The sequence below is a fragment of the Sphingobium sp. TomTYG72 genome (assembly GCF_055394715.1).
On sequence record NZ_AP027336.1, the window covers coordinates 370,114 to 394,659 of the forward strand.

25 protein-coding genes are annotated in these 24,546 nt (G+C 62.4%); 12 read left to right on the forward strand and 13 right to left on the reverse strand.

Annotation, left to right across the window (positions count from 1 at the left end):
* Positions 1-105: 105 nt before the first annotated feature.
* Positions 106-1,434, reverse strand: a complete 1,329-nt coding sequence (locus ACZ5U1_RS02000) for a PQQ-dependent sugar dehydrogenase (protein ID WP_464779150.1) — start codon at positions 1,432-1,434, stop codon at positions 106-108.
* 44 nt (positions 1,435-1,478) lie between these two features.
* Positions 1,479-1,649 (reverse strand): hypothetical protein, encoded by a 171-nt coding sequence (locus tag ACZ5U1_RS02005; RefSeq protein ID WP_464779151.1) that lies wholly within the window; start codon positions 1,647-1,649, stop codon positions 1,479-1,481.
* A gap of 241 nt (positions 1,650-1,890) precedes the next feature.
* On the opposite strand from ACZ5U1_RS02005, the gene ACZ5U1_RS02010 reads away from it, so the two are divergent.
* Positions 1,891-2,100, forward strand: a complete 210-nt coding sequence (locus ACZ5U1_RS02010) for a hypothetical protein (RefSeq protein WP_464779152.1) — start codon at positions 1,891-1,893, stop codon at positions 2,098-2,100.
* Positions 2,101-2,253: 153 nt separating this feature from the next.
* Here the strand turns inward: ACZ5U1_RS02010 and argC are convergent, their stop codons facing one another.
* Genes argC through ACZ5U1_RS02030 form a run of 4 tightly spaced genes read right to left on the reverse strand, consistent with a single transcriptional unit; the run spans position 2,254 to position 5,928 of the window.
* Entirely contained in the window at positions 2,254-3,198 is a 945-nt protein-coding gene (gene argC, locus ACZ5U1_RS02015; protein ID WP_464779153.1) for an N-acetyl-gamma-glutamyl-phosphate reductase, read from the reverse strand.
* Entirely contained in the window at positions 3,195-4,103 is a 909-nt protein-coding gene (locus ACZ5U1_RS02020; protein ID WP_464779154.1) for a C40 family peptidase, read from the reverse strand. The genes argC and ACZ5U1_RS02020 overlap by 4 nt, the downstream gene beginning before the upstream one ends.
* On the reverse strand, positions 4,063-4,470 hold the full coding sequence (locus ACZ5U1_RS02025) for a MarR family winged helix-turn-helix transcriptional regulator (RefSeq protein ID WP_196225691.1): 408 nt from the start codon (positions 4,468-4,470) through the stop codon (positions 4,063-4,065). Before ACZ5U1_RS02025 ends, ACZ5U1_RS02020 begins: the two co-directional genes overlap by 41 nt.
* A 54-nt stretch (positions 4,471-4,524) precedes the next feature.
* Positions 4,525-5,928, reverse strand: a complete 1,404-nt coding sequence (locus tag ACZ5U1_RS02030) for a leucyl aminopeptidase family protein (protein ID WP_464779155.1) — start codon at positions 5,926-5,928, stop codon at positions 4,525-4,527.
* Positions 5,929-6,069: 141 nt separating this feature from the next.
* Between ACZ5U1_RS02030 and ACZ5U1_RS02035 the strand changes: the two genes are divergently transcribed.
* Both ACZ5U1_RS02035 and ACZ5U1_RS02040 read left to right on the forward strand, forming a co-directional pair.
* Complete coding sequence (locus tag ACZ5U1_RS02035) at positions 6,070-6,273, forward strand: hypothetical protein (RefSeq protein ID WP_196225693.1); 204 nt, start codon at positions 6,070-6,072, stop codon at positions 6,271-6,273.
* The gene (locus tag ACZ5U1_RS02040; RefSeq protein WP_464779156.1) at positions 6,273-7,121 is read left to right on the forward strand and encodes a DUF4163 domain-containing protein; all 849 of its coding nucleotides are present in this window, start codon (positions 6,273-6,275) and stop codon (positions 7,119-7,121) included. Before ACZ5U1_RS02035 ends, ACZ5U1_RS02040 begins: the two co-directional genes overlap by 1 nt.
* A 172-nt stretch (positions 7,122-7,293) precedes the next feature.
* Here the strand turns inward: ACZ5U1_RS02040 and rimO are convergent, their stop codons facing one another.
* The 4 genes from rimO to serS all read right to left on the reverse strand — a co-directional run bounded on the left by rimO (position 7,294) and on the right by serS (position 12,240).
* Positions 7,294-8,676: a 30S ribosomal protein S12 methylthiotransferase RimO gene (rimO, locus tag ACZ5U1_RS02045; RefSeq protein ID WP_464779157.1), complete on the reverse strand. Its 1,383-nt coding sequence runs from the start codon at positions 8,674-8,676 to the stop codon at positions 7,294-7,296.
* Between the two features lie 47 nt (positions 8,677-8,723).
* Entirely contained in the window at positions 8,724-9,773 is a 1,050-nt protein-coding gene (locus tag ACZ5U1_RS02050; RefSeq protein ID WP_464779158.1) for a potassium channel family protein, read from the reverse strand.
* A gap of 56 nt (positions 9,774-9,829) precedes the next feature.
* Positions 9,830-10,834: an IS30 family transposase gene (locus ACZ5U1_RS02055; RefSeq protein WP_464779159.1), complete on the reverse strand. Its 1,005-nt coding sequence runs from the start codon at positions 10,832-10,834 to the stop codon at positions 9,830-9,832.
* A gap of 128 nt (positions 10,835-10,962) precedes the next feature.
* Complete coding sequence (gene serS / locus ACZ5U1_RS02060) at positions 10,963-12,240, reverse strand: serine--tRNA ligase (protein WP_464779160.1); 1,278 nt, start codon at positions 12,238-12,240, stop codon at positions 10,963-10,965.
* A gap of 91 nt (positions 12,241-12,331) precedes the next feature.
* Here serS and ACZ5U1_RS02065 point away from each other — a divergent pair, with 91 nt between their 5' ends.
* The 4 genes from ACZ5U1_RS02065 to ACZ5U1_RS02080 all read left to right on the forward strand — a co-directional run bounded on the left by ACZ5U1_RS02065 (position 12,332) and on the right by ACZ5U1_RS02080 (position 15,011).
* Positions 12,332-12,772 carry a host attachment family protein gene (locus ACZ5U1_RS02065; RefSeq protein ID WP_464779161.1) on the forward strand — a complete coding sequence of 147 codons (441 nt, stop codon included), beginning with the start codon at positions 12,332-12,334 and terminating at the stop codon, positions 12,770-12,772.
* 108 nt (positions 12,773-12,880) lie between these two features.
* A complete protein-coding gene (locus ACZ5U1_RS02070) occupies positions 12,881-13,555 on the forward strand; it encodes a hypothetical protein (RefSeq protein ID WP_464779162.1) in 675 nt (224 codons plus the stop codon).
* 564 nt (positions 13,556-14,119) lie between these two features.
* Positions 14,120-14,584 carry an RNA polymerase-binding protein DksA gene (dksA, locus tag ACZ5U1_RS02075; RefSeq protein ID WP_464779163.1) on the forward strand — a complete coding sequence of 155 codons (465 nt, stop codon included), beginning with the start codon at positions 14,120-14,122 and terminating at the stop codon, positions 14,582-14,584.
* 64 nt (positions 14,585-14,648) lie between these two features.
* Complete coding sequence (locus tag ACZ5U1_RS02080) at positions 14,649-15,011, forward strand: PilZ domain-containing protein (protein ID WP_464779164.1); 363 nt, start codon at positions 14,649-14,651, stop codon at positions 15,009-15,011.
* Between the two features lie 136 nt (positions 15,012-15,147).
* Here ACZ5U1_RS02080 and ACZ5U1_RS02085 read toward each other — a convergent pair whose 3' ends face one another.
* Positions 15,148-15,303 (reverse strand): YdcH family protein, encoded by a 156-nt coding sequence (locus ACZ5U1_RS02085; protein ID WP_196225701.1) that lies wholly within the window; start codon positions 15,301-15,303, stop codon positions 15,148-15,150.
* Positions 15,304-15,492: 189 nt separating this feature from the next.
* Between ACZ5U1_RS02085 and ACZ5U1_RS02090 the strand changes: the two genes are divergently transcribed.
* The 5 genes from ACZ5U1_RS02090 to ACZ5U1_RS02110 all read left to right on the forward strand — a co-directional run bounded on the left by ACZ5U1_RS02090 (position 15,493) and on the right by ACZ5U1_RS02110 (position 23,366).
* Positions 15,493-15,672 (forward strand): YdcH family protein, encoded by a 180-nt coding sequence (locus ACZ5U1_RS02090; protein ID WP_464779165.1) that lies wholly within the window; start codon positions 15,493-15,495, stop codon positions 15,670-15,672.
* Between the two features lie 112 nt (positions 15,673-15,784).
* Positions 15,785-16,264, forward strand: a complete 480-nt coding sequence (locus tag ACZ5U1_RS02095) for a DUF1465 family protein (protein WP_196225703.1) — start codon at positions 15,785-15,787, stop codon at positions 16,262-16,264.
* A 93-nt stretch (positions 16,265-16,357) separates the two neighbouring features.
* Positions 16,358-18,406 carry an autotransporter assembly complex protein TamA gene (locus tag ACZ5U1_RS02100; RefSeq protein WP_464779166.1) on the forward strand — a complete coding sequence of 683 codons (2,049 nt, stop codon included), beginning with the start codon at positions 16,358-16,360 and terminating at the stop codon, positions 18,404-18,406.
* 77 nt (positions 18,407-18,483) lie between these two features.
* On the forward strand, positions 18,484-22,581 hold the full coding sequence (locus ACZ5U1_RS02105) for a translocation/assembly module TamB domain-containing protein (RefSeq protein ID WP_464779167.1): 4,098 nt from the start codon (positions 18,484-18,486) through the stop codon (positions 22,579-22,581).
* 131 nt (positions 22,582-22,712) lie between these two features.
* Complete coding sequence (locus ACZ5U1_RS02110; RefSeq protein ID WP_464779168.1) at positions 22,713-23,366, forward strand: outer membrane protein; 654 nt, start codon at positions 22,713-22,715, stop codon at positions 23,364-23,366.
* Between the two features lie 48 nt (positions 23,367-23,414).
* Here the strand turns inward: ACZ5U1_RS02110 and pyrF are convergent, their stop codons facing one another.
* Both pyrF and ACZ5U1_RS02120 read right to left on the reverse strand, forming a co-directional pair.
* Complete coding sequence (pyrF, locus tag ACZ5U1_RS02115; protein ID WP_464779169.1) at positions 23,415-24,089, reverse strand: orotidine-5'-phosphate decarboxylase; 675 nt, start codon at positions 24,087-24,089, stop codon at positions 23,415-23,417.
* Entirely contained in the window at positions 24,086-24,421 is a 336-nt protein-coding gene (locus ACZ5U1_RS02120; RefSeq protein ID WP_464779170.1) for a hypothetical protein, read from the reverse strand. Before ACZ5U1_RS02120 ends, pyrF begins: the two co-directional genes overlap by 4 nt.
* Positions 24,422-24,546: the final 125 nt, after the last annotated feature.

Sequence of the window (24,546 nt, forward strand, 5' to 3'; positions counted from 1 at the left end):
GTCTCGCTTCTTACGCCGCCCAGGCAGCGGGACCCCGGTCAAGCCCGGGGTGACGGAAAAGAAGCCTTGATGCGGATGGCCCGCGTAATGCGATCGCGCTCTCAATCACTTGCCGCCAGTCACCCGCCAGATCACGCCGCCGACATCGTCGCTGACCAGCAGCGCACCCTTCGCGTCGCCCGCGACATCCACAGGCCGCCCCCGCGCATGGCCATCGGCATCCAGAAAGCCGGTCAGCACATCGACGGGCTTCGCCTTGCCCACCTCGCCATTCGCCGCAAAGGGCACGAAGACCACCTTGTAGCCCGCCGCAGGCTTCCGGTTCCAGCTGCCATGCAGCCCCACAAAGGCGCCGTTCGCGAACGCCTCGCCAATCTTCACCTTGTCGGCAAAGGCCAGCCCCAGCGGCGCGACATGGTTGCCCAGCGCATAGTCGGGCCGCTTGGTATATTCGCGCACTTCCGGCCGTTGCGGCTGGACGCGGCGGTCCTCATAACCGCCCCAATAATTCCACGGCCAGCCATAGAAGCCGCCAAATTCGACCCGCGTCAGATAGTCCGGCACCAGATCGCTGCCCAGCATGTCGCGCTCATTCACCACGCCCCACAGCGCCCCGCTATTGGGCTCGAAAGCCAGCCCCACCGGATTGCGCAGGCCCGAAGCGTAAATGCGATAGTCGCCGGTCCTGGGGTTGACCTCCAGCACCGCCGCGCGGTTCGCCTCCGCGTCGAGGCCGCCCTCGGCGATGTTGCTGTTGGACCCGACGCCCACATAGAGCAGCCCGGTGGGACCTGCGACCAGACTCTTCGTCCAATGTTGGTTAGGTGCATTCGCGGGCAGGTTCAGAATCTTGCGCCCCTGGGCGGTGATCCGCGTCTCGCCCTCCTTATAGGGGAAGGCCATCAGCGCGTCGGTGTTGGCGACGTAGAGCGTGCCCTCCACCAGCGCCATGCCATAGGGCGAATTGAGCCCGGTCAGGAACGGCGTCTTCACCTCCGCCCGCCCATCGCCATCCGCGTCGCGCAGCAAGGTGATGCGGTTGGCCGAAGGCACGCCCGCGCCAGCCTTGTCCATCAGGTACGTCATCACCCGATCGACGATCCCGCCAGACGGACGGGGCGGGCTGTTCGTCTCGGCCACCAATATATCGCCATTGGGCAGCACCAGCATCGATCGAGGATGCGCCAGCCCCTCGGCAAAGCGCGCAACGGCAAGGCCCTTCGCCGCCACCGGCTTCTCGCCCGCCGTCCACAGCTTCACTTCAGCGACGTTGATGGTGGGTATGAGCTCGCTGCGAGGAGAGGTGAAAACAGGCTCTTTGCCCGTGTCCGCACCCGCCGCCAGCTTCGCCGTATCCCCTTGCGCCAGATAGAGAATGACGCCCCCGGCGATCAGCAGGAGGATCAGTGTGATGGCGATCAGATGCTTCTTCATGCCGCCTGTCTATGCTGCGAATTCCCGCGCGGCAAGGCGCCCCGTCAGCCCCGTTCGCGCAACCACAGCAGCAGCGCGATTATGCCCCCCAGCGCCGCGCCGGTCAGCAGGCCCGCGCTCGGCTGCCCCATCAGGCCACCGATGATCGCGCCGCCCACTATCAGCAGTGCGATAATGGCGCCCGCGCCGGTCGGATTCTTCTTGCCATTGGTCATCGGCACCGCCCTTGCCACGACCCGCCCGCCAAGACCAGAGCCTTTGCGGGTCGCCCCGTCGCGGGACAGCCCAGTCCCGTCGCGAGACAGCCCAGTCCCGTTGCAGGACGACTGTACCGCAACGGGACTTGCCTAACGTCCCATTCACCCTCGAAAGCCGCTGCTACCCGTGGAAGCCGGAAACTGGCACGGCAATTGAACCCTCGTTTCCCATCGCGGCGAGATTTTTTCGGGGGTTCACATGCAGTTGCCATATCTTTCCGACCGCAAAAGCTATGACGACGCGGCGGAGCTGATGGCGGCCTTCGGTGACAATGCGGGCTATGAAGCCGCCGCGCGCGCCGACCGCAGCCGCGACCTCGGCAACCATATCCATTTCTGCCACTGGCGTCAGATCGAGCGGCTGATCGTGCTGCTCACCTACGACGCGCCACTCGGCACGGTTCACTAAGCTTCGCGCTTTATATCGGCACCCTCTCAATACCGTTCGCCCTGAGCTTGTCGAAGGGCTCTACTTTTTTAGGAAGAAGAGGGCTTCGACAAGCTCAGCCCGAACGGATTGAGTGTTTCGATTGGACGCACTGCGCCCTATCATCAGCGTGCCCTAAAGCCGCAGTCCAGCCGTCTCGGGCAGTCCCGCCAGAATATTGAGGTTCTGCACCGCAGCCCCCGCCGCGCCCTTGCCCAGATTGTCGAGCGCCGCCACCAGCCGCACCTGACCCGCCGCCTCATTGCCGAACACGAACAGCGCCAGTCGATCCGTCGCACCGACATGCTCGATCGCGACCTGACCCATCGCAGCGCTCTCCTCAAGCGAAACCACGCTCACGATCGGCGATCCCGCATAAGCCTCGGCCAGCGCGGCATGAACGTCCACGACCTTGGGCGCACCCGTCATAGCGCGCAGCTGCAATGGCACTTCGACGATCATGCCGCGATAGGCATTGGCCACCGCAGGCGCAAAGATCGGCGGATGCGATAGCCCCGAATAGCGCAGCATCTCCGGGATATGCTTGTGCGTCATGCTCAGGCCATAGGGCCGGAACGCACTGGGTGCGCCGCTTGTCCCCTCAAACTCCGCGATCATCGCCTTGCCGCCGCCGGAATAGCCCGACGCGCCCGACACCGTCACCGGCCAGTCGGCAGGCAGCAGTCCGCCAAGCACCAATGGCCGCACCAGCGCCAGGAAGCCGGTGGGCCAACACCCGGGATTGGACACGAACCGCGCGTTCGCCAGCTTTTCTCGATGCCCTGGCTCCAGCTCCGCAAAGCCATAGGTCCAACCGTCCGCCACGCGATGCGCGGTCGATGCATCGATCACGCGGGTGCGGTCATTGTCGATCAACGCCACCGCTTCCCGCGCTGCATCATCGGGCAGGCACAGGATCACGATATTGGCGGCGTTCAAAGCCTCCCGCCGCGCCGCCGCATCCTTCCGCTTGTCCTCGTCCAGCGTGATAAAGGACAGCTCGGGCCTTCCGGCCAACCGCTCGACAATCTCAAGCCCCGTGGTGCCGACACCGCCGTCGATGAAAATCTTGTGGGTCACGCGCCGATCCTCCGCCGCGAAATTATCGGTTCCGCATGGTCAGCCGCCAGCCGGGCGACCACATCCGCCAATGGTTCAACAACTACCGCCATCCAATGGGCATTGGCATGCAGCAGATTGTCGCCGTCCGTCATGATGCCAACATGGCCGGGGAAAAAGACGAAGTCGCCACGCTTCAACGGCTCGTCGGAGGGCAGGGGGTTGCCAATGCCTTCCCGCTGCAAATCCGTGTCGCGCGGTGCTTTGATCTCGCACTGGCCCAGAGCAACCTGCACAAGTCCCGAACAGTCGATGCCCCGATGTCCCCGTCCGCCCCATACATAGGGTTGCCCCAGATAGCGCAGCGCCACGGCGACCCAATCGCTTTCCGTGGCATCGGCGCTGACGGCATGCCGTTCATGGACATATCCTTCGGCACAAGCGACGAAGCCGTCCGCTGCCTGTCCGGTGAACAGCGCGCCGCCCGGCCAGTAATCGCGAATGGGCGACTTGATGTCGGCCGCGCTGAATAGCGGCGCGGTGCCAGCGAAAATCCGGTGGTTCGTCTCTTCATGCGTGTCCAGCGCCTCGCGCCGCACATAGCCGACATAGCCGTCATGCCCGCAAAAGCCCCAGGCCCAGTCCGTGGTCATGTCCAGCGCATGGAAGCTTTCGCCGCGCAGCAATTCGCTGACGGCCGTAGCCGTGACGGCGGGCGAGGACAGCAGAGGCGTCCCCGCCGCAACGCAGGTCAGTTCTATCGAACGGGCATAATGCGCGGAGAACAGCACCCCTGCCAGCGACAGGTCAGCCAGGTCTCCGCGCGCGGCGTGGATGCGGCTGTCCAGCTTGACGGAGCGGCCGTCTAGTTTGAACCGGATACGTTCAGGCGGTGCGTTCCGCGGAGTTGAAGTCGTGGCGTTCATCGCGGCCGGTTCCTGCGATGAAATGGTGAAACGCGTCAAGGAATTCCGCCCCTTTGGGGGTGCGAGTGATAAAAATATTACGCCGATCGGCCGCATCCCGCTCCCGGCGAAGATATCCGAGCGCCGAAAGCTTGTTCAGCGCGCGGGTAATAACCGGCTTCGACACATGCAGCGCCTCGGCGAGTCCCCGCACCGTATGCGGCCCCGCGCTGATGTAAACGGTCATCATCAACGCCATTTGCCGGTTGGTAAGGTCGGGCCTGCCGGATCGCACATAATCGACCAGCGTGCGCATCCATTGGGCAAGTTGTTTCAGACCTGGGCGGTTCAGCTCAGTCGTCTGTTCCTGTGCAGAAGCGGCATCCATGCCCCCGTAACGCACAATGGCCAATCCGGTTGCGTAACGGCCCTATGCCAAAGGTCATTTCTGCCCTGATTTTTCATAACGTTGTTGCAGCATGCGGAAAACGGCGCGCAGGCCCAATGCCTCGCCCCCCTTTGGCCGCCCGGGCTTTGGCGACGGCCGCCAGGCGAAGGTGTCGAGATGCAGCCACTTCGCCTTGTCCGGCACGAACCGCTTCAGGAACAGCGCGGCGGTGATCGCGCCCGCAAAGCCCCCTTCGCCCGCATTGTTGATATCGGCGATGTCCGACTTCAGCATGTCGGCATAACCATCCCACAATGGCAGGCGCCAACTCGGGTCGTCCACTTCGCTGCCCGCCGCGTCCATTTCAGCGGCCAGCGCATCATCATTGGTGAAGAGGGCAGGGAGGTCGGGACCCACCGCCACCCGCGCCGCGCCGGTCAGCGTCGCATAGTCGATGACGAGTTCGGGCTCATCCTCTCCCGCCAGCGCCAAGGCATCGGCCAGCACCAGCCGCCCTTCCGCATCGGTATTGCCGATCTCCACCGTCAGCCCTTTGCGGCTGCGCAATATGTCGCCGGGGCGGAAGGCGTTGCCCCCCACCGCATTTTCCGCCGCCGGGATCAGCAGGTGCAACTGCACCGGCAAGCGCGCACCCATGATCAACCGGGCGAGAGCGATCGCATGGGCCGCGCCGCCCATATCCTTCTTCATCAGGCGCATGGCCGACGATGGCTTGATGTCCAGCCCGCCGCTGTCGAAACAGACGCCCTTGCCGATGATGGCGATGCGCGGATGCTTGGCATTGCCCCAGCGCAATTCGATCAGGCGCGGGGCAAAGTCCTTGCCCGCTGCCCGGCCCACGGCGTGGATCATCGGGAAACCCTGCTCCAGCGGGTCCCCCTTCGTCACCGAGAAGCGCGCGCCAAAGGCTTCGGCGACCTTCGCCGCTTCCTCCTCCAACTGTTGAGGCCCCATGTCGCCAGCGGGAATATTGACCAGGTCGCGCACCAGCGCCACGGCCTCCGCCAGCCTGACCGCCGGGTCGATCTGCGCCACCTCGCTGGTCAGCAGCACGCGCGGCCCTGCGCTATTTTCATCACGGCGATAGCGGTCAAACCGATATTGCGCTGTCAGCCAGCCGAGCATGGCTGGCCCGGCCGTCCCCTCCGCCAGACGATATTGACCCTCGGGCAATGCTTCGGCCAGCTTGGCGAGGCACCAGCTACTGAGTTTCGCTTTGTTCGCGACCCCCGCGACCACCGACCAGTCCGACGGATCATCTCCCGGAATGATCGCATGCTCATATCCCTTGCCCGCGAACTTCTGCGCCGCGATGATCGTCCGGACGCGCTGCGGCTGCGCGGAAAGCCAGCTTTCGAAGCTTTCCGCATCGATGATCTGGATCATATGAGCGGGCTGATTGTTATCTGCTTTCAGCAGGTCGGAATAATCGGTCATGGGCAGGATTCTGGACAAGGATGATGGGGTTGGAAAGCCCCATTTTTGCGATGTCGGCGCCTCGATGCGGCCATCCCGCATTTGCCCCTGACCGGCAAAGGGTCTAGATTGATGTCAACGCAAACTGGCAAGGAGAGAGACATGGTAATGCATGGCGATAATGCGCGGCAGCAGGCGCTTCGTGCGCGTGCCTATCAACTCGCCGAAAGCGGGCGGTTTGACGGCGCGCATCAGGTTGAACAAGCCCTGATCGCGGAAGGTTGGCCCAACGCCGCCGCCGTTCTTCAGAGCAGCTATGCCCGCAAGGCGATCAGCGAGCGTTGTCTGGCGGCCAAGCCGCACTGATGCAGCGCTTACCGATGCGAATGAAGGCAGGGCCAGTCGCAGGACTGGCCCTCTTTCTCTGTGCCTGCTCCCCCTCCGTTGGTGACCAGGCAACGGATAATGTCGCTGACAGCGGCAATGATGTCGCCACGGCCAATTTCGTCAACCGGATGGCAGGCGCCGAACAGCCAAAGCCGCCGTCCCAGCCTTTCCAACAGGCTGAAAAGACCGACCCGCTGGAATTCCTCTACGCCTGGCCTGCCCAAGCCTCCGCCGTGCCGCAGATCGCCGCAAAATTGCGCAAGGACATGGAAAGCGGAAAGGCCGACGCGCTCAAGATGGCGGCGGACGACCGCAAATCGGCGCAGCAGTCCGGCTTCCCCTTCCACGCCCATAGTCTGGAAACGCGCTGGACAGTCGCCGCCGACACGCCGCGCTTCCTGTCGCTCCGTTCCAGCCGCTACACCTACACCGGCGGCGCGCATGGCATGACTGGCTATGACGTGCTGCTATGGGACAAGGCGCGCAAGCGGGAAACCAGCGTGCAGGCGCTCATGACCTCGCCCACCGCCTTCGCCGCCGCGATCCACGATTCCTTCTGCGATGGTCTGGACAAGGCCCGCGCGAAAAAGCGTGGCGGGCCGATCATGCGCGGCGATGATCCCTTCACCCAATGCATCGACCCGATGAAGGAAGTCCTCGTCCCCACCTCGCGCGGCGGCAAGCTCATAGACCGGATCGTCGTCGTCGTCGGTCCCTACAGCGCCGGTCCCTATTCGGAAGGGACCTATGAAGTCCCGCTGGCCGTCGATGGGGTCATGTTGAAAACGATCAAGACCGAATATCAGGACGCGTTCGTGGGAGGCTGACCGGCCATAGCTGTTGCATAGAACACCACCCCTCCTCCGTTCGCCCTGAGCTTGTCGAAGGGCTCTACTTCCTTAAGAAGGGAAGGGCTTCGACAGGCTCAGCCCGAACGGGTCAGGAGATTTAGATTAGAGTACTCTCTTCCAGGCGTAATGCTTCCTGGGTTGATTCACATTACGCCACCGGTGCTCCGTAAAGATCATGCTCGTCCGCATCCTCGATCACCACGTCGAGTATGTCGCCAGCCTTCCGCCCTTCACCGACATCACGCAGGAAAACATTCCCGTCGATCTCCGGCGCATCAGCCTGGCTACGCGCGGTTGCGCCGATCGAACCGTCCTCGTCCGGCTCGCCGGCCTCGTCGATGATCACCGGCAGCACGCGCCCGACCTTCGCCTGCAACTTGGCGGCGCTGATCGCAGCCGTCTTCTCCATGATCCGCTGGTAGCGTTCTTCCTTGACCTCTTCCGGCACCGCGCCGGGCAACTCATTGGCCGCCGCGCCCTCGACCGGCTCGAACCGGAACGCCCCCACGCGATCGAGCTGCGCCTCGTCCAGCCAATCCAGCAGATATTGGAAATCCGCCTCCGTCTCACCGGGGAAGCCGACGACGAAGCTCGAACGGATCGCGATGTCCGGGCAAATGCTCCGCCACTTGCGGATGCGGTCCAGCACCTTCGCCTCGTTCGCGGGCCGCTTCATTGCCTTCAGCACAGTGGGCGAAGCATGCTGGAACGGAATGTCCAGATAGGGCGTCAGCAGCCCCGCTGCCATCAGCGGGATCACCTGATCCACATGCGGATAGGGATAGACATAGTGCAGCCGTACCCACGGGGCCACGCCCTCGCTCGTCCGCAGCTGCCCCAATTCACGCGCAAGGTCGGTCATATGCGCCCGCACTTCGCGGCCCTTCCAGGCGCGCGGTTCATGCCGAGTATCGACGCCATAGGCCGACGTATCCTGGCTGATCACCAGCAGTTCCTTCGTCCCCGCATGCACCAGCTTCTCCGCCTCGCGCAGCACCGCATCGATCCTGCGCGACACCAGATCGCCCCGGATCGAGGGAATGATGCAGAAGGAGCAGCGATGGTTGCAGCCCTCGGAAATCTTCAAATAGCTGTAGTGCCGCGGCGTCAGTTTCAGGCCACCCTCAGGCACCAGATCGACAAAGGCATTCGGCACCGGCGGCGACGCATCATGCACCGCATTCACCACCTGCTCATATTGATGCGCGCCCGTAACAGCCAGCACCTGCGGGAACTTGGCGCGGATCACGTCCGCCTCGTCACCCATGCAGCCCGTCACGATGACGCGGCCATTTTCCGCAATCGCCTCGCCAATCGCCTCCAGCGACTCTTCCTTCGCCGAATCGAGGAAACCGCAGGTATTCACCAGCACCACGTCCGCGCCCGCATAGTCGGCGGACATCAGATAGCCGTCGGAGCGCAGCTTGGTCAGGATGCGTTCGCTGTCGACCAGGTTCTTGGGACAGCCGAGCGACACCATGCCGACCTTCGGCGCTTCAGGAATTTTGGTTGCCATGATCGGCGCGCACATAGGGATTTTTGCGCCAAATGTCACGCCCGCCCGAAAGACCGGCCGGATTAGCGCGTCTCGTCCGCGCCATCCCCCTGAACAATCTCGATGATAAGGTCGCCCGGCTCGAGTCTCTGCGCGCCTTCCTCCCAAAAGCCGATGACCCGCTCACCCCGATAGATTCGCACGCCAAGCCCGGTCCCGATCGCCGACAAAGGCCCGCCAATCTCCTCCGCCAGCGCCACGCGCTCGTGCAGCTTCACCCGCCCGCCCGAAGCGGCCAGGTCCGCCATATAGTCCGCGATATGCCGCCCGCTCGTGCTTCCGGCCAGCAGCAGCCCGGCAAAGCTCACCGGATTGATCACCGTCGTCGCGCCAGCCTGCCGCGCGGGCAGCTCATTATCCTCGTTCCGCACGACGATGCTGATCGGCAGACGAGGGGCCAGATGCCGCGCCGTCAGCGTGATCAGGATCGACGTATCGTCCCGCCCGGCCGACACGATCATGGACCGCGCCCGGTCGATCGCCACATCCTTCAGCGTCTTGTCCCGCGTCGAATCGCCGCACATCACGTTGCAGCCCAGATCTTCCGCCTCGACCAGCGGCCTTTCCTGGGGATCGACCACCACGATCTCACGCGGATCGATGCCGCGCGCCAGCAGTTCCCGCACAGCCTCGCCGCCGCTGGTGCCAAATCCGGTCACGATGATATGATTGTGCAGATCGGCCTGAATGCGTGCCATGCGCCACCTGTAGAAGATGTTGCGGAAAAACAGATTATAGGCCGTCCCCAGAAAGATCAGCCAGACAAACAGCCGGATCGGCGTCACCAGCAGCGCCTCGAACAACCGCGCTTCGGGGCTGACCGGCACAATGTCGCCATAGCCCACCGTGGTCACCGTCACAGTCGTAAAATACAAAACGTCGATGAAGCTTATATGGTCGTCCAGATTGTCTTTCAGTCCATCGCGCCCGACCCAGTGGATCAGCAGCACCAGCGCGATCAGCCCGAAAACCAGCCCCACCCGCCAGGCCAGATCGGCCCATATCGGCATGGAAGACCGCCGCCGCAGGAATCCGGTCTGCGCCAGGGGAGGGCGGGCAGGATTGATCCTCATCGTGCGCGCAGGTCCCTCCAAACTCCTGTCATCCCAGCGGACGCTGGGATGTAGATTCACGTTTGAAGTGCAACATTTGGATTGAAGCGTGAGAATGCCTCTGCGGGAGTAAGGAAGTCGAGGCATTTTCTTGGCGTATGATTGTATCGCTGTATGGCAGCGAGGATGTCATCGGGGGTGATGGCATCGAGGTTGGTTTTGCGCGGCAGGCTGCGACGCAGGCGTCCGATGGCATTTTCGACGCCGCCTTTCTGCCAGGGTGATCGGACATCGCAGAAGAAGGTCTGGATGCCGATCTGGCTTGCGAGCTGGTGATGCCGGGCGAACTCGGGTCCATTGTCGAAGGCGATGGAGCGTCGGAGGGTTTGGGGCAGGTCGGCCAGCATGTCCGCCAGATGGCCTGCGGTTCTTGGGGCCTTTCGATCCTGTGGCCGGTGGATGATCGTGAACCGGGAGGCGCGTTCATGGGCGACGAGGATGGCCTGGCCATAGCGGGCAAAGAGCATGAAATCGGCCTCCCAATGGCCCGGGCTTTGCCGGTCGTCGGCGTCGGGCGGGCGCTCGGTCAACGGGCGGCGCTGCTGGATGATATCGAGCATGCTGCCCCCTTGACGGGGATAGCGGCCACGCCTGTGCCGGGCGCGCGGCAGCAGGCGGTGCCAATAATCCTTCTGTGCCGAACGGTGGTAGATGAAGCGGTAGATTGACTCAGGGCTGATGAGGGTGCGACCATGTTCGCGCGTCAATCGGCCTGCGATCTGCTCGGGGGACCATCCCATCGCAAGGCCGTCCCTCACAAGGCCGCGCAGGTCCGGTTGGCGTTCCAGCTTGAAGCGGCAATCCCATCGGCGCCTGCGTTCGGCAAGCTGCTGGGCGCGGACAGGCTCATAGCCACCGGGCCAGACCTTGGTTCGCACGCTGTTGCGCCGCAGTTCGCGGCTGATCGTAGCCGGTGCCCGCCCGAGATGCGCCGCTATGGCTCTTTGCGATTTACCGCCTGCATGCAGGCGGTAAATCTCGATCCGCTCCTCAAGGCTGAGCTGGCCATATCTCTGTCCCATCGCAACAACACCCCTAGCAGGTGTTGCACTTGTTCCGTGAACTCAGCGGATCTCAGGCCAGATCACGCCACCCCCGACCGAGACCCCAGCCTCCGCTGGGGTGACGAAATGCGGGAGGGCCTTTGGTATCACCGAGGCTCCAACCGCGTCACCCCACCCATATAAGGCGCCAACGCCTCAGGCACGATCACGCTGCCATCCTCCTGCTGGTAATTTTCCAGCACCGCGACCAACGTCCGCCCGACAGCCAGCCCCGACCCGTTCAGCGTATGCAGAAACCGCGTCTGCTTCTCACCCTCGGGCTTGAACCGCGCATTCATCCGCCGCGCCTGAAAATCGCCGCAGTTGGAAATGGAGCTGATCTCGCGATAAGTCTGCTGGCTCGGCAACCACACTTCCAGGTCGAATGTCTTCGCCGCCGCAAAGCCCATGTCGCCCGTGCACAGCAGCACCTTGCGATAGGGCAGGCCAAGCGCCTGCAACACGCCCTCGGCCGCCGCGCACATGCGCTCATGCTCGGCCTCCGATTCTTCCGGCTTGCAGATCGCGATCAGTTCCACCTTCTCGAACTGATGCTGGCGGATGAAACCGCGCGTGTCGCGCCCCGCCGATCCCGCTTCCGACCGGAAACAGGGGGTCAGCGCCGTCAACCGCATGGGCAGGCTCGCCACATCGACAATCTGCTCGCGCACCAGATTGGTGAGGGAGACTTCAGCGGTGGGGATCAGCCAGCGCCCGTCCGTCGTCCGGAACAGGTCTTCGGCGAACTTCGGCAATTGCCCGGTCCCGAATAGCGCCTCATCCCGTACCAGCAGCGGCGGGTTCACTTCCTCATAACCGTTCTCGCCCGACTGGCGATCCAGCATGAACTGCGCCAGCGCCCGGTGCAGCCGCGCCATCTGCCCACGCAGCGCCGTAAATCGCGCGCCCGACAAAGCCGCGCCGCCCTCAAAATCCAGCCCCAGCGCCGGGCCGAAATCCGCATGATCCTGCGGCGTGAAGCCAAACTCCCGTGGCTCGCCCCAACGGCTCACCTCGACATTGTCAGCCTCATCCGCGCCCTCGGGCACATCGGCGGCGGGCAGGTTGGGAATGGCCGACAGCAGGACGTGCAGCTTTTCGCTCACTTCCCGGTCTTCATCCTCCCGCGCGGGCATGCTTTCTTTCAGCGCCGCGACTTCGGCCTTCAGCGTCTCGGCCTTCTCCATGTCCTTGGCCGCCATCGCCGCGCCGATCGCCTTGCTCGCTTCATTGCGGCGGGCCTGACCCTGCTGCAATTCCGTCTTGATCGCCCGGCTGCGCTCATCCAGCGCCAATATGTCCGCGCTCGAAAGCGCAAAGCCCCTGCGGGCGAGGCCAGCGTCAAAAGCTGCGGGATTTTCGCGGATGAAACGGATATCATGCATGCGTCCGCCCTATGCCGTTCCGCGACCAGCCGCGCAACCCTGTGCGCCCCTGTCCGTTAGGGATTGCAAGCCATTAGGAAAGGAGCCGGGAATGTGGATCGATCATGACGCGATGGTGCTGGTTGCCGACGGTCGCAAGATGCTTTTCTTCCGGAACAAGGGCGACCGCATGGCGCCCAATCTGGAAGCCGAGGCGGTCAAGGTTCAGGAAAATCCTTACGACCGCGATCAGGCGTCCGACGCGCCCGGCCGCGCCTTCAATTCGGTGGGCAGCCATCGCAGCGCGATGCAACAGACCGATTTCCATGAGCAGGAAGAGACGCGCTTTGCCGTGGAGGCAACCGAATTGCTCAAGCGTCGCGCACTCGCCAATGATTTTGATAAGCTGATCATCGTCGCCCCGCCGACTGCGCTCGGCCAAATGCGCAAACGCTATCACAAGGAGGTGCAAAGCCGCCTGGTCGGCGAAATTGCCAAGGACCTCGCCAATCACCCCGTGCCGGAGATCGAAAAGATCATCGCGCAAGCCTGAACGCGCTGACCACAAAAAAGGGGCGGCTCCCCCACGGGCCGCCCCTCCTCACGCCCCCGCGTGAAAGGCTGCACTGCCCCCGATCGGGGCTGAAGCTGTCAAGCCGCCTTGGCCTTCCGCTCCGCAAAGCGCCGCCGCGCCATCAGCGCCACAGCTCCCGCGCCGAACAGCAGAACCATTGGCGGCGCGGGCACATCATGGCCCCCGCTGCTGCTGGACCCGCCCGAGCTGCTCGAAGAGGTGGACGAGGATGTGCTCGACGACGTCGAAGTGGACGAGGACGTGCTTGACGACGTGGAAGAAGAGGTTGAGCTGGACGTCGACGATGACGAGCTGCTCGTCACGTTGCCGCTCGACGTCGATACATTCCCGCTCGAAGTGGACACGTTGCCGCTGGAGGTGGAGACATTCCCGCTGGACGTGGACACGCCGCCCGTGGAGGTCGATACCCCTCCGGTCGAGGTCGAAACGCCGCCCGTCGTCGAGCTGGTCGAGCTGCTGATGCCCCCGGTCGAGCTGCTGGTCGATGAGATCACCACCGATCCGCCGCTGCTGCCACCGCCGCTGCCGCCGAAGAAGCCGCCGAGGAACCCGCCGCCGCCAAAGCCGCCGCCGCCTGCCATCACGACCGGGACGCCGCCGCCGCCCGACATGATCGGCATTTCAGCGGCAGCCACCGGAGCGGGCAGGGGGATGGGCGCCGCATGCGTCGTTACGGACACGGTTTGCGGTGCGCAGGATACCGTCTTCACCACCTTGCGCTTGACCGGACGAACGGCATAGCGCTTGGGCGCGGCCTTCACGCTCTTGCTGCTCTGGACCCCTGCCGGTCGGGCGCTCTCGGCGACATGGACGGCGCCACCGCCGATGATCGCGCCACCGCATGTGCAGGCGCATAATTTGGCCAGTGCCATCCGTACCGACATAGCTATCCACTCTTGTTCGTCTTCAAGCTTCTGGTCGCGTCAGTTGCCTTCTGAGACCCGGAAGCTGTTTCCTGCCCTGTAACAAGACAAGATAACCGCTAAACTTCAACGCCATTAACCTTGAATATAGGCTATAAGTTGGTGGCAGATATAGAACAGCGCCAATCTTCATGGTTAACGTCTCGTTTTGATACAAAGGGAGTTAATGATCGGGCTTGAGTTCTTCTTTGTGACCGATGCCGTCGATAGCGCGCGTAAATCGCCCCATATGGCGCTGCCAGCGTTCCAAAATTCCGGCGTTCGGCTCGCTCTCTTGAATGCGCGCTTGTGTCGCCCCGCGCCGCTCGTTATTAGGCGCCGTCAATCATAAGTCACGGGCTACCGGCCCTTTTGAACCGGAGCCCTCGAGTCGGAGAGCCAGATGGCATCGGTCCTGAATTCCGATAAAGACGGCCATAATCCGCCGAAATCGGCTGTTACGCTTCCCCCCGATTATCGTCCTTCGCCCGACGAAGAGTTCATGAATCCCCTCCAGCTTGAATATTTTCGCCAGCGGCTCTGGGACTGGAAAAAGCAGATCCTGGCTGAGGCGGAAGGCACGCTGGCCGTGCTGCAAAATGAACCCTTGCGCGAACCCGATCTCAACGACCGCGCGTCGAGCGAGACGGACTGGTCGATTGAGCTGCGCACCCGCGACCGCCAGCGCAAACTCATTTCCAAGATCGACGCGGCGCTCCGCCGCATTGATGAGGGCGAATATGGCTATTGCGAAGTGACCGGCGAACCCATTTCGCTCGGCCGCCTCGAAGCCCGCCCGATCGCGACCATGACTGTCGAGGCGCAGGAGCGTCATGAGCGGCAGGAAAAGGTGTCGCGCGACGATTAACACTTTATCCACTGGTCGTTGGCAATGTGCCCCAAAATAAACGGGTCATTGCAAGGGATTGGGCATGGATAGCGATCAGGGAATGGCGGAACGGGGACCTGCACGGTCAGGCCCGCGGGACAGCCTGTTCCTGCTCACCAACCTCACGACGAACGAGGGCACGCCGCTAGGCCGCGCCCGCGTGCGTAATCTGTCGGCAACCGGCCTGATGGCCGATTGCGAACGGCCTGTCCCTTCGGGAGCCGACATCCTGCTCGAACTGCGCGGAGTCGGGCGGGTCAGCGGCCGGGTCGTGTGGGCCAAAGATGGCAAGATCGGTATTGCATTCGATCATGAGATCGACCCTGGGCTCGCCCGCAAACCCATAGCCTCCGGCGCCACCCACCGCGCCCCCTCCTATCTGCGCCTCCACCAGATAGGCCGCTGACCAAAACGCGTTCTTCTCGCCATTTCCTTCACGAAAAAACGCGCCGCTTCCCAGCGCCGCGCCAATCCCGATTGTCCGGGAAGTAAGGGCGGAGCCGCTTTTGCCGCGGCCCCGTGCCCTCAATCTTAATGCCGGATCAATTTCGCGACATTTCCTCTTTCACCCGCAACTTTTGCTTCTTGAGCGAGGCAACCAGGATCGCGTCGGGCATCGGCCGACTCGTCTCTGCCTTGATCCGTGCCTCAAGCCCGGCATGTTTGGCTGAAAGAGCTGAAACGTGGCTGTTTTCCATGACATTCTCCTGATGAGGGTGATGGACGAATGAGTAGATCATGATTCGCCCCGCCTGTCTTTCCGGAATCGGTGCTTTGCGGTGGGGCGCGTGCAAATTTGCGATGGTCCGATAGTGTCCGGGGAGTTATCAGGAGCCTGTCCGCAACATGGCCGAGAAAGTGGGTAGTGGGTGAGCCGGGAAGATATCATGCGACGGCTGGAACTGCTGCGAGTCGAACATCGCGATCTTGATGGCGCCATCGAGGCGCTCGTGGACGCGGGAGGGCGCGACCAGATGCAGATCGCCCGCCTCAAGAAACGCAAGCTCCGACTCCGCGACGAGATCGCGCTTTTGGAGGATGCGTTGGTGCCCGACATCATCGCCTGACCGCCCCTTGCGTGCGATTGTTGGTTAACAACGGCCCTGAATGATACAATCTGCCCCCAGATCACTGCATCGGGACTGACAAGCAGCCGCTTTTATGTCAGTGATTCGGCCTATGTCTCCTGCCGTCACTCTGGACCGTGGCTTGCATCGGCGTCTTGTCGATGGCCTCTATCTTGAAGCCATGGTTATGGCCGATGAGGCGCGCGCCTATTTCGACCGCCGTGATATGACGGAAGCTGAGATCGAAGATCCCCTCCGCCGCGTCTCGTTCGCCTGCGAATCCCTTAAGGTGACGACCCGGCTCATGCACATCATCGCTTGGCTATTGAGCCAGCGGGCATGGCAGCGGGGCGAGTTATCAGACGCCGACCTGATGGACGAGAAATACCGGCTGGGCCGCGCGACGGAAACTGACCCGGATATTGCGGCAGCCTTCCCCTTCGCGGCCCGCGCCTTGATCGAGGCCAGTCAGGAACTGTACGGGCGCGTCGCGCGCCTGCAAGACAGGATGGACCATATGGCTCGTCCGCACGGCCGTGTGGACAACAGCCCCGCTCGCGCCTTGATGGATCGCCTGAACACCGCCTTCTGACGTCGGCTTGTGAAAAGCGTTTCGTCGCTTCTTCCTGCGGAGGATCATCGTACGGGCTGGCGCTTCCTTTCCCAAATGGGCTAGACCGTTGATATGAACACGGGCTTGCGGACTTTTCGCCGCGTATCAGCCATGTCGCAAGCCTCCCGGCTTTTGATCCTGCCTCTGCTTTTGGCGGCTCCCGCCGTGCATGCGCAAATCGTGGAACCGCCTGCGGATGTGGCGGACCAGGAGCTTCCCTTGGCCCCCATGCCTGATCTGGGTGTGGAATGGCCTGACCTGGGGCAGCCCGACGCGGTTGCGTCACTGCCTCCCGATCCGGCTGATACCCCCGACCTTGCTGATGATGTCACAAGCCCCGGGCTTCAGAATCCCGATGTCGAGGTGCCTGATGAAGCCGCGGCCTTCGCGGATTCGGGTGAGGAAAAGCGTTATTCCGTTCAGCTCAATGGTTTGGACGGGATAGCGGACACACAGTTCGACAGTCGCTTCAAGCAATTGTCGGTGTTGCGTGAAGGAGAAGGGAAGCCCGCAAATCTCGCGCAGATAAACCGACGGATCAAGGAAGATAGCGAGCTGCTCGACCGGCTGCTGCGCGCGAAGGGCTATTATGCGGCCCGCGTTCGTAGCGCTATTTCCGTTTCACCTGAGAAGGAAGGCAGGCTGGCCGTGCGGTTCGAGATAGTGCCGGGGACGCGCTATCTGCTTTCCTCGGTCGATCTCCAGGGCTTGGCCGAAGCGGGCGAGCAGCAAACAAGGCTGCGTGAAGCTTTCCCTCTCCATGCGGGCGATCCCATCGATGCCGATGCGATTCTGGCGGGGCAGGCTTCTCTTTCGCTCGCCATGAGTGAAAATGGCTTCCCGTTCGCAAGGGTTGGCGAGCCGGAGGTGCGGATCGACCATGAAGAACGCAAGGGCGATCTGGATATCATCGTGACGCCGGGTGCCTACCGCACCTTTGGATCGGTCATCCTTAAGGACAACAAGCTGTTCAACGCGCGCCATGTGGAGAGCATCGCCCGCTTTGAACGTGACGATCCTTACAAGGCGTCGGATGTCGAGGATTTGCGCAGCGCGATCGTTGCCACCGGTCTGGTATCGTCGGTCACGCTGACGCCCAAGGACGCTGGCGATGGGAAGCATGTCGATCTGGCCGTGGATGTCCGGCCCGCGCCGCTGCGGACCATTGCTGGCGAGCTGGGCTATGGCACTGGCGAAGGTTATCGCGCCGCCGTAAGCTGGCAGCACCGCAACCTGTTTCCGCCAGAAGGCGCCGTCACATTGCGCGGGGTGCTTGGGACGCAGGAACAAACCGCGTCCTTCACCTACCGGCGCAACAACTTCCGGGAGCGTGACCATGTGCTGACCGGGCTGGTGTCGATCAGCAATATCAAGCGCGATGCCTATGACGCGCGCACGATTACCCTGTCGGGGGCGCTGGAACGGCAAACCAATATCTTGTTTCAGAAGAAATGGGTCTGGCGCGTTGGGGCGGAACTGATCGCGTCGGATGAAAAAGATGCTTTCAGCGGCGGTAACAGGCGCACATTCCTGATTGGAGCGGTGCCGCTCACTCTCACCTATGATGGCAGTGACGACCTTTTGAACCCGAGCCGGGGTTTCCGTCTGGGCGGCCGGTTCAGTCCCGAACTGTCCTTCCAGAATGGGACCTTCGGCTATTCCCGCGTGCAGCTGGACGGCAGCGTTTATCAGCCGGTGAATGAACGGATAGTGCTGGCGGCGCGCGCACGCTTCGGTACGATCCTGGGTTCCACGGTCGATCAGATCGCGCCGTCGCGGCGCTTCTATGCCGGTGGCGGCGCTTCGGTCAGGGGCTATGGCTATCAGGACATCGGTCCGCGCGACGCGAACAATGATCCGATCGGCGGCAAAAGCCTTGCTGAATTCTCACTGGAAACCCGCGTTCGTTTCGGGAACTTCGGTGTCGTGCCATTTGTGGATGCAGGCAATATCTCCACCAGCTTCCTGCCACGTTTTAAAGACATGCGCATCGGCGCGGGCATGGGGCTGCGCTACTATAGCAGCTTCGGCCCGATCCGGATCGACGTTGGCACGCCACTGAACCCGCAGAAGGGTGATCCGCGGGTTGCCGTCTATGTTTCTCTCGGGCAGGCCTTCTGATGGCCGAGGATGAGGTGCAGCAGCCGCAGCGGCGCCATCGGGCCTGGGACGGGCGATGGCAGCGTTGGATAGTCGGCATGCTTGCCCTTCTCCTGGTCATCGCGGCGACGGCGCTGGTGTGGCTCGATACGTCGGCCGGACACCGCTTCCTGGTTGCGCGTGTCGAAAAGGTCAGCCCGCCGTCGGGCCTGCGTATCCATGTCGATCGGATCGAAGGCAGCATTTACCGCCGCGCCATCCTTCATGGCGTGAAGCTGTCCGATCCCAAAGGCGCCTTTCTAACGGCTCCGCGCATAGAACTGGATTGGTGGCCGCTGGCCTGGCTTTCAAACCGTCTGGACATCGACCGGTTGAACATTCCCGTGGCGACGCTGCACAAGCTGCCACGCCTTAACCCCGGCAAGCAGAAGGGGCCGATCCTTCCCGGCTTTGACATCCGGTTGATGCAATTTTCGGTAGGCCGACTGATAATAGCCGAAAATATCAGCGGGCGCATTCAACAGGCCACCATTTCCGGTGACGCTGACATACGTGACCGAAGAGCGGTCATCGACCTTTCCGCCCGGGTTCTGGGGCAGGAGGATGCGATCAACCTCGCGCTCGACAGTCGCCCTGATGACGATCGGTTCGACCTGGATGTAACTGTCAATGCGCCCGCTGGCGGCGTCCTAGCGACCATGGCCGGATTACGGCAGGACGGCAACCTGCGGATTCGGGGGGAGGGCAGCTGGACACGCTGGGATGGCAGGCTGGCTGGTACGCTGGACGGTGATCCTGCGGTCGACATGGTGCTTGCAGCCCGCAGTGGCATCTATTCCGCGACCGGATCGATCGAAGCATCGGCCATAGCAGGAAAAGGGCTGGTACAGCGTCTAGCTTCGCCGCGCCTTTCGCTGGAAGCGCACGGAGAGCTGAAGGACCGCGTGCTGGAGGGTAAACTGTCCCTGCGTTCGGAAGCGATCGCGTTGAGTGCTGATGGCGCCCTCGATCTGCGTAACTCCGCATTTGATAATCTGCTGATCGATGTGAAGCTTGCGCGGCCCCAAGCCTTGCTCAAGTCGATGCGGGGACGCGACGTCACCGCGCGGGTGCGGCTGGATGGTGCCTTTTCCAGCGTCGGCTACGAATATCTGCTGAGAGCCAGACAGCTTGCGTTCGACCGCACGGTGATCAGCGACGTGCGCGCAGAGGGTAAAGGACGCAAGGTTGGCAATGGGCCGTTGCTGATCCCGTTGCACCTGCGTGCGCGGCGGCTGGATGGGCAGGGCGACCTTGTCGAAGGCATCATCCGCAATTTCGTGCTGGGTGGCGCGTTGCAGATCAAGGGGCAGCAGCTTCTTACCAATCCCATGCCGGTTCGGTCGGACAAGCTGAGCGGCAAGCTGGTCATGCTCGCCGATCTCAGGACCGGTCGTTATGATTTCGGTCTGGATGGACAGATACGCGGCTTGGCCATTCGTGGTCTCGGCATCGTGGATCTGACGTCCAAGCTGCGCGCGGTGCCGGGAAGAAACGGCGCGTTCAGCCTCAGCGGGACGGCAATGGCGCGCGTGCGCCGGTTGGACAACAGTTTCCTACAAGGCCTGGGCGGCGGCCTCCCGGTGGTGAAGAGCAATCTTTCGCTTGGCGCCGACAAACGCCTGATGTTCACGGGGCTGCGCCTTGAAGCGCCGCTGCTCAGTCTTTCGGCTGATGGATATCGTCGGCCCGACCGGAGCTTCCATTTTGAAGGCAGCGGCACGCATCAGCGATATGGGCCGGTACGCCTGACGCTTGACGGCAGGATTGAGCAGCCGACGATTGACCTGCTGCTTCAACGGCCACTCGACGCATTGGGCGTCGCCGACATGCGCGTGCATCTGGTCCCGGACGACGCCGGGTATCAATTCACAGCTCTAGGCGGATCGACGCTGGGCGCCTTCAATGGTGAGGGCCAAATTCTGTTGCCACGCGGCGCTCAGGCCGTTGTGAGGGTGGCGAAGCTCGCCCTGTCCGGGATAACCGCCAGCGGTGATCTGCGTCCTATGACGGGCGGCCTTGAAGGGCAGCTGAATGTCGCTGGTCCCGTCAATGGAAGCATCGCATTTGTCCCCGTGAACGACATTCAGCAACTGGTCCTGAAGCTCGACGCTACGGACGCCAGCTTTGATGGTCCCACGGAAATCGCGGTGCGTCGCGGCAAGCTGGAAGCGACGGTTCTGCTCGATCCCGCCGGGACATCGATCAATGCCGTGACGCAGGCCAGAGGCTTGCGAGTAGGGGGCATCCTGATCGGCAGGATGGCCGCTAATGCTGATCTGACCGGCGGGCGCGGAACGGTGAAGGCCAGTCTTTCGGGCCAGCGCGGCCGTCTTTTTGACTTGCAAGGTGAAGCACAGGTCGAACCCGATCGCATCCGCGTCGCCGCACGAGGCACGGTGGATAAGCGAGCGATCCGGCTGACCCGGCCTGCGCTTTTGACCCGCAGTGCTGACGGTTGGCGATTGTCACCGGCGACCATCAGCTATGCTGGCGGCTCCCTGCAATTGGGTGGAGAGCTAAGCGGCCAGACGACGCGCATCGAAGGGCGCGTGCAGAAGCTGCCGCTTTCCTTTCTGGATATCGCTTACGATAATCTGGGCCTGGGCGGCACCGCCACAGGATCGCTCAGCTATGTGCATAGCCGGGGCGGCATGCCCACCGGAAAGGCGGAACTACGCGTGCGCGGCCTGTCGCGTTCGGGATTGTCGCTCAGTTCCCGGCCCGTCGATGCCGGGGTGAACGCGGTTCTGACCAATGACCGGCTTGCGGCGCGCATGCTGTTCGCCGCCGAGGGCCAGACTATTGGGCGGGCGCAGGTCTTGCTGACGCCGCTTGGCACGCAAGGGAGCCTGATCGATCGGCTGAACCGGGCGCCTCTATTTGGTCAGCTGCGATTCCGAGGGACTGCGGATACGCTTTGGCGCCTGACCGGGGTGGAGATAATCGACATCTCCGGCCCCGTGAGTGTTTCCGCCGACGCGCGCGGTACGCTTGGTAATCCCGTGATTTCCGGCGCGCTCGCGACTGACACGGCATCAATCAACAGCGCCGTGACCGGTATGCGGCTGCATAATGTGAAGGCGCGTGGACGGTTTTCCGGCGCGCAATTGGTCATGTCGAGTTTTTCCGCCAATGCCAAGAATGGCGGAACTGTCAGCGGGACGGGCAGCTTCACCTTCGCCGGAATTGCCGGGGTCGGCATGGATTTGCGGTTGCAGGCGGACGATGCCGCGCTGCTGGACCGCGACGACATAGCCGCTACGGTCACCGGCCCGATCACCTTGCGTTCTGACGGCGTCAATGGAACTATCGGCGGCGACCTGTTGCTTAATCGCAGCCGTTTCACCTTGGGCCGTGCAGCCGCAATCGCCCAGATTCCGGAGCTTCGCGTCACAGAGGTCAACCGTAACGGCGAAGAGATCGAACGGCCCCGCACAAATCGGCCGTGGGCTCTCGCTATCAAGACGCGGGCGCGTAATCGCCTGACGGTCACAGGTTTGGGCCTTGATAGTGAATGGCGTGCCAATCTGGATATCGCTGGCACCGTGACCAGTCCTGCAATCTCTGGCACGGCAGATCTCGTTCGTGGAGGTTACACCTTCGCCGGGCGCCGTTTCGAACTGCGTGAGGGCAAGATCCAGTTTGATGGTCGCACGCCAACGAATCCCATGCTCGACATCGATGCGGAAGCCAACGTCAACGACCTCACCGCGATGATCCATGTGGGTGGCACAGGTCTCAGGCCCGACATCAGCTTCACCAGCGTGCCCGCCCTGCCGCAGGACGAGCTGCTTTCCCGCATATTGTTCGGAACATCGATAACCAATCTTTCCGCGCCGGAGGCGTTGCAACTCGCCTCTGCGGTCGGATCGCTCCAGGGTGGCGGAGGGCTTGATCCGATCAATGCCGTGCGCAAGGCTGCCGGACTTGACCGGCTGCGCATCATCGCCGCCGATCCTACGCAGGGGCAGGGGACCTCAGTCGCGGCTGGAAAATATCTGACGCGCAAGACCTATGTTGAACTCATAACCGATGGCCAAGGCTATTCCGCGACGCGCATGGAATATCAGGTAACCCGTTGGCTTTCTCTGCTGGCGTCGATTTCCACTCTTGGCCGAGAAAGCGCGGACGTCCGCGTATCGAAAGATTATTGACCTGGATTGCCGTTATCCGTTGCCAAAATACCACAATTTCAGCTGTTTATCTGAGGTTCATGAAACCATCGCCTGTCCGTGGGACTTCCACCACTTCCTCCTCAAGGAGGTGAGTGACAATGGAGTATCCTATGCGGAAAATAATGGTCGCAACCCTGCTGGCTGGATCGGCCGTAGCCTCTCCTGCCCTGGCACAGGATGCCGGTGCCACTTTCACCGGGCCAAGGGTCGAAGCCATTTTGGGCTATGATCATACCGGCGCAGGCAGCAGCGTGGACAATGACAATGGTGAAGATGACCAGTCGATCGACGGTCTGCTTTATGGCGTAGGCGCGGGCTACGATTTCAATCTGGGTGGCGCTGTCGTGGGTGTTGAGGGCGAATTCACGGATTCGACTTCCAAGAGCAACAGGAATCCCTTTACCAGCCAGTTTGGTTTCGGCCGGGTGAGCCAGGGCCGTGACCTGTATATCGGCGCACGTGCGGGTATCCTCGCAAGCCCGAACACTCTCGTCTATGTGAAGGGTGGCTACACCAATACCAAGCTGAACGTGCTTGCAGGCGATACCGACGAAACCACCGACACCGCCTTCAAGCTCGATGGCTGGCGCATAGGTGGCGGCGTTGAACGCGCCTTCAACGAAAATATGTTCGGAAAGCTGGAATATCGCTACTCAAAATATGACAGCGCGCACATTGACTTCATGAATGGCGCGACGAGCAGCGAATTCGACATCGATACGGATCGTCATCAGGTCGTGGCCAGCGTAGGCTGGCGCTTCTGACGGGGCAGGAGGATCAGCCGCGGCTGATCCTCCTATCACGTCTTCCTGCTATAATGTCGCTTCGATTTCCCGTGCGGCCATGTCCGGGTTTTCCGCCAGGCTGATTGGCCGTCCCACGACAAGGATGGACGCACCCCTGTCCAATGCTTCTCTTGGTGTGACGGCGCGCTTCTGATCACCCATGGCGCCCCCTTGCGGCCGAACGCCCGGCACCACGAAAAAGCCATCGGGCCAGGCACGTTTGGCTAGCGCAACTTCTTCCCCGGAACAGACGATGCCGTCCAGTCCGGCACTCCGCGCCAAGTCGGCAAGCCGTGTCACCTGATCTTCAGCCTTGCCGCCAACCCCGATATCCACAAGGTCGCTATTATCCAGGCTGGTGAGCACGGTTACCGCGACGACCTTTGTATTGACGCCCGCAGCTGCTTTTGCATCCTCCAACATGGCGCGCCCGCCCGCCGCATGGACGGTGAGGATCGCTGGTTCGAGGCCATGGAGCGCCTGAACGGCCTTTGCGACCGTATTCGGGATGTCGTGCAGCTTCAGGTCAAGAAAGATCGGCAGATCGAATTTCATCATTTCCCGCACGCCATGATGGCCGTGTGCGCAAAAGAATTCGAGCCCCAGTTTCAACCCGCCTACATGTCCGCGCACACGCCGGGCCAGATCCTGGGCCTTGGTGAGGTCGGGTGTATCAATCGCGACGTAAATTGGGCTGCTCATGCTGTTCCTGTAGCGGGTAGGGAAGGAGAAGAAATGGAAAGGTCGTCGGCGTTGCTGGCAGGCGGCAAGGTGGGGCCAGCCGTGGCGGTTGCCGCGATCAGCGCCCGCTCGGTGCTTTCCAGCTTCCTCTTCATCCGCCAACGCGTGGTGCGGGCCATGATCCAGAAGGGAACGGCGCCCACCAGGAAGGCGACGAGTATGGGGAACCAGATACGCGTTTCCCACACGATGTCGCCCCATATCTTGATTTCGGTAGGCCGGTTGTTCGCCTTGCAGAACAAGGCAATCGCGACGGCCAAGACAACCCAGAAGGCAGTCCGCAGGAATTGCATTCGGCATGTCCTCTAGCTGATAATCGAACCAGCTTAGGCCATTTCGGCGTAGTTCGGAAGCGCCTCGTCGGATTTGCTCGCCACCGTGGAGCATTAGCCGCTCTTTTGCATGCCGGAACCCTTGT

Bases quoted from the DNA above. Each gene is read 5' to 3' on its own strand.
- ACZ5U1_RS02000 (WP_464779150.1), bottom strand. From the start codon at position 1,434: ATGAAGAAGCATCTGATCGCCATCACACTGATCCTCCTGCTGATCGCC.
- ACZ5U1_RS02005 (WP_464779151.1), bottom strand. From the start codon at position 1,649: ATGACCAATGGCAAGAAGAATCCGACCGGCGCGGGCGCCATTATCGCA.
- ACZ5U1_RS02010 (WP_464779152.1), top strand. From the start codon at position 1,891: ATGCAGTTGCCATATCTTTCCGACCGCAAAAGCTATGACGACGCGGCG.
- ACZ5U1_RS02020 (WP_464779154.1), bottom strand. From the start codon at position 4,103: ATGAACGCCACGACTTCAACTCCGCGGAACGCACCGCCTGAACGTATC.
- ACZ5U1_RS02025 (WP_196225691.1), bottom strand. From the start codon at position 4,470: ATGGATGCCGCTTCTGCACAGGAACAGACGACTGAGCTGAACCGCCCA.
- ACZ5U1_RS02030 (WP_464779155.1), bottom strand. From the start codon at position 5,928: ATGACCGATTATTCCGACCTGCTGAAAGCAGATAACAATCAGCCCGCT.
- ACZ5U1_RS02035 (WP_196225693.1), top strand. From the start codon at position 6,070: ATGGTAATGCATGGCGATAATGCGCGGCAGCAGGCGCTTCGTGCGCGT.
- ACZ5U1_RS02040 (WP_464779156.1), top strand. From the start codon at position 6,273: ATGCAGCGCTTACCGATGCGAATGAAGGCAGGGCCAGTCGCAGGACTG.
- rimO (WP_464779157.1), bottom strand. From the start codon at position 8,676: ATGTGCGCGCCGATCATGGCAACCAAAATTCCTGAAGCGCCGAAGGTC.
- ACZ5U1_RS02050 (WP_464779158.1), bottom strand. From the start codon at position 9,773: ATGAGGATCAATCCTGCCCGCCCTCCCCTGGCGCAGACCGGATTCCTG.
- ACZ5U1_RS02055 (WP_464779159.1), bottom strand. From the start codon at position 10,834: ATGGGACAGAGATATGGCCAGCTCAGCCTTGAGGAGCGGATCGAGATT.
- serS (WP_464779160.1), bottom strand. From the start codon at position 12,240: ATGCATGATATCCGTTTCATCCGCGAAAATCCCGCAGCTTTTGACGCT.
- ACZ5U1_RS02065 (WP_464779161.1), top strand. From the start codon at position 12,332: ATGTGGATCGATCATGACGCGATGGTGCTGGTTGCCGACGGTCGCAAG.
- dksA (WP_464779163.1), top strand. From the start codon at position 14,120: ATGGCATCGGTCCTGAATTCCGATAAAGACGGCCATAATCCGCCGAAA.
- ACZ5U1_RS02080 (WP_464779164.1), top strand. From the start codon at position 14,649: ATGGATAGCGATCAGGGAATGGCGGAACGGGGACCTGCACGGTCAGGC.
- ACZ5U1_RS02085 (WP_196225701.1), bottom strand. From the start codon at position 15,303: ATGGAAAACAGCCACGTTTCAGCTCTTTCAGCCAAACATGCCGGGCTT.
- ACZ5U1_RS02090 (WP_464779165.1), top strand. From the start codon at position 15,493: ATGCGACGGCTGGAACTGCTGCGAGTCGAACATCGCGATCTTGATGGC.
- ACZ5U1_RS02095 (WP_196225703.1), top strand. From the start codon at position 15,785: ATGTCTCCTGCCGTCACTCTGGACCGTGGCTTGCATCGGCGTCTTGTC.
- ACZ5U1_RS02100 (WP_464779166.1), top strand. From the start codon at position 16,358: ATGAACACGGGCTTGCGGACTTTTCGCCGCGTATCAGCCATGTCGCAA.
- ACZ5U1_RS02105 (WP_464779167.1), top strand. From the start codon at position 18,484: ATGCTTGCCCTTCTCCTGGTCATCGCGGCGACGGCGCTGGTGTGGCTC.
- ACZ5U1_RS02110 (WP_464779168.1), top strand. From the start codon at position 22,713: ATGCGGAAAATAATGGTCGCAACCCTGCTGGCTGGATCGGCCGTAGCC.
- pyrF (WP_464779169.1), bottom strand. From the start codon at position 24,089: ATGAGCAGCCCAATTTACGTCGCGATTGATACACCCGACCTCACCAAG.
- ACZ5U1_RS02120 (WP_464779170.1), bottom strand. From the start codon at position 24,421: ATGCAATTCCTGCGGACTGCCTTCTGGGTTGTCTTGGCCGTCGCGATT.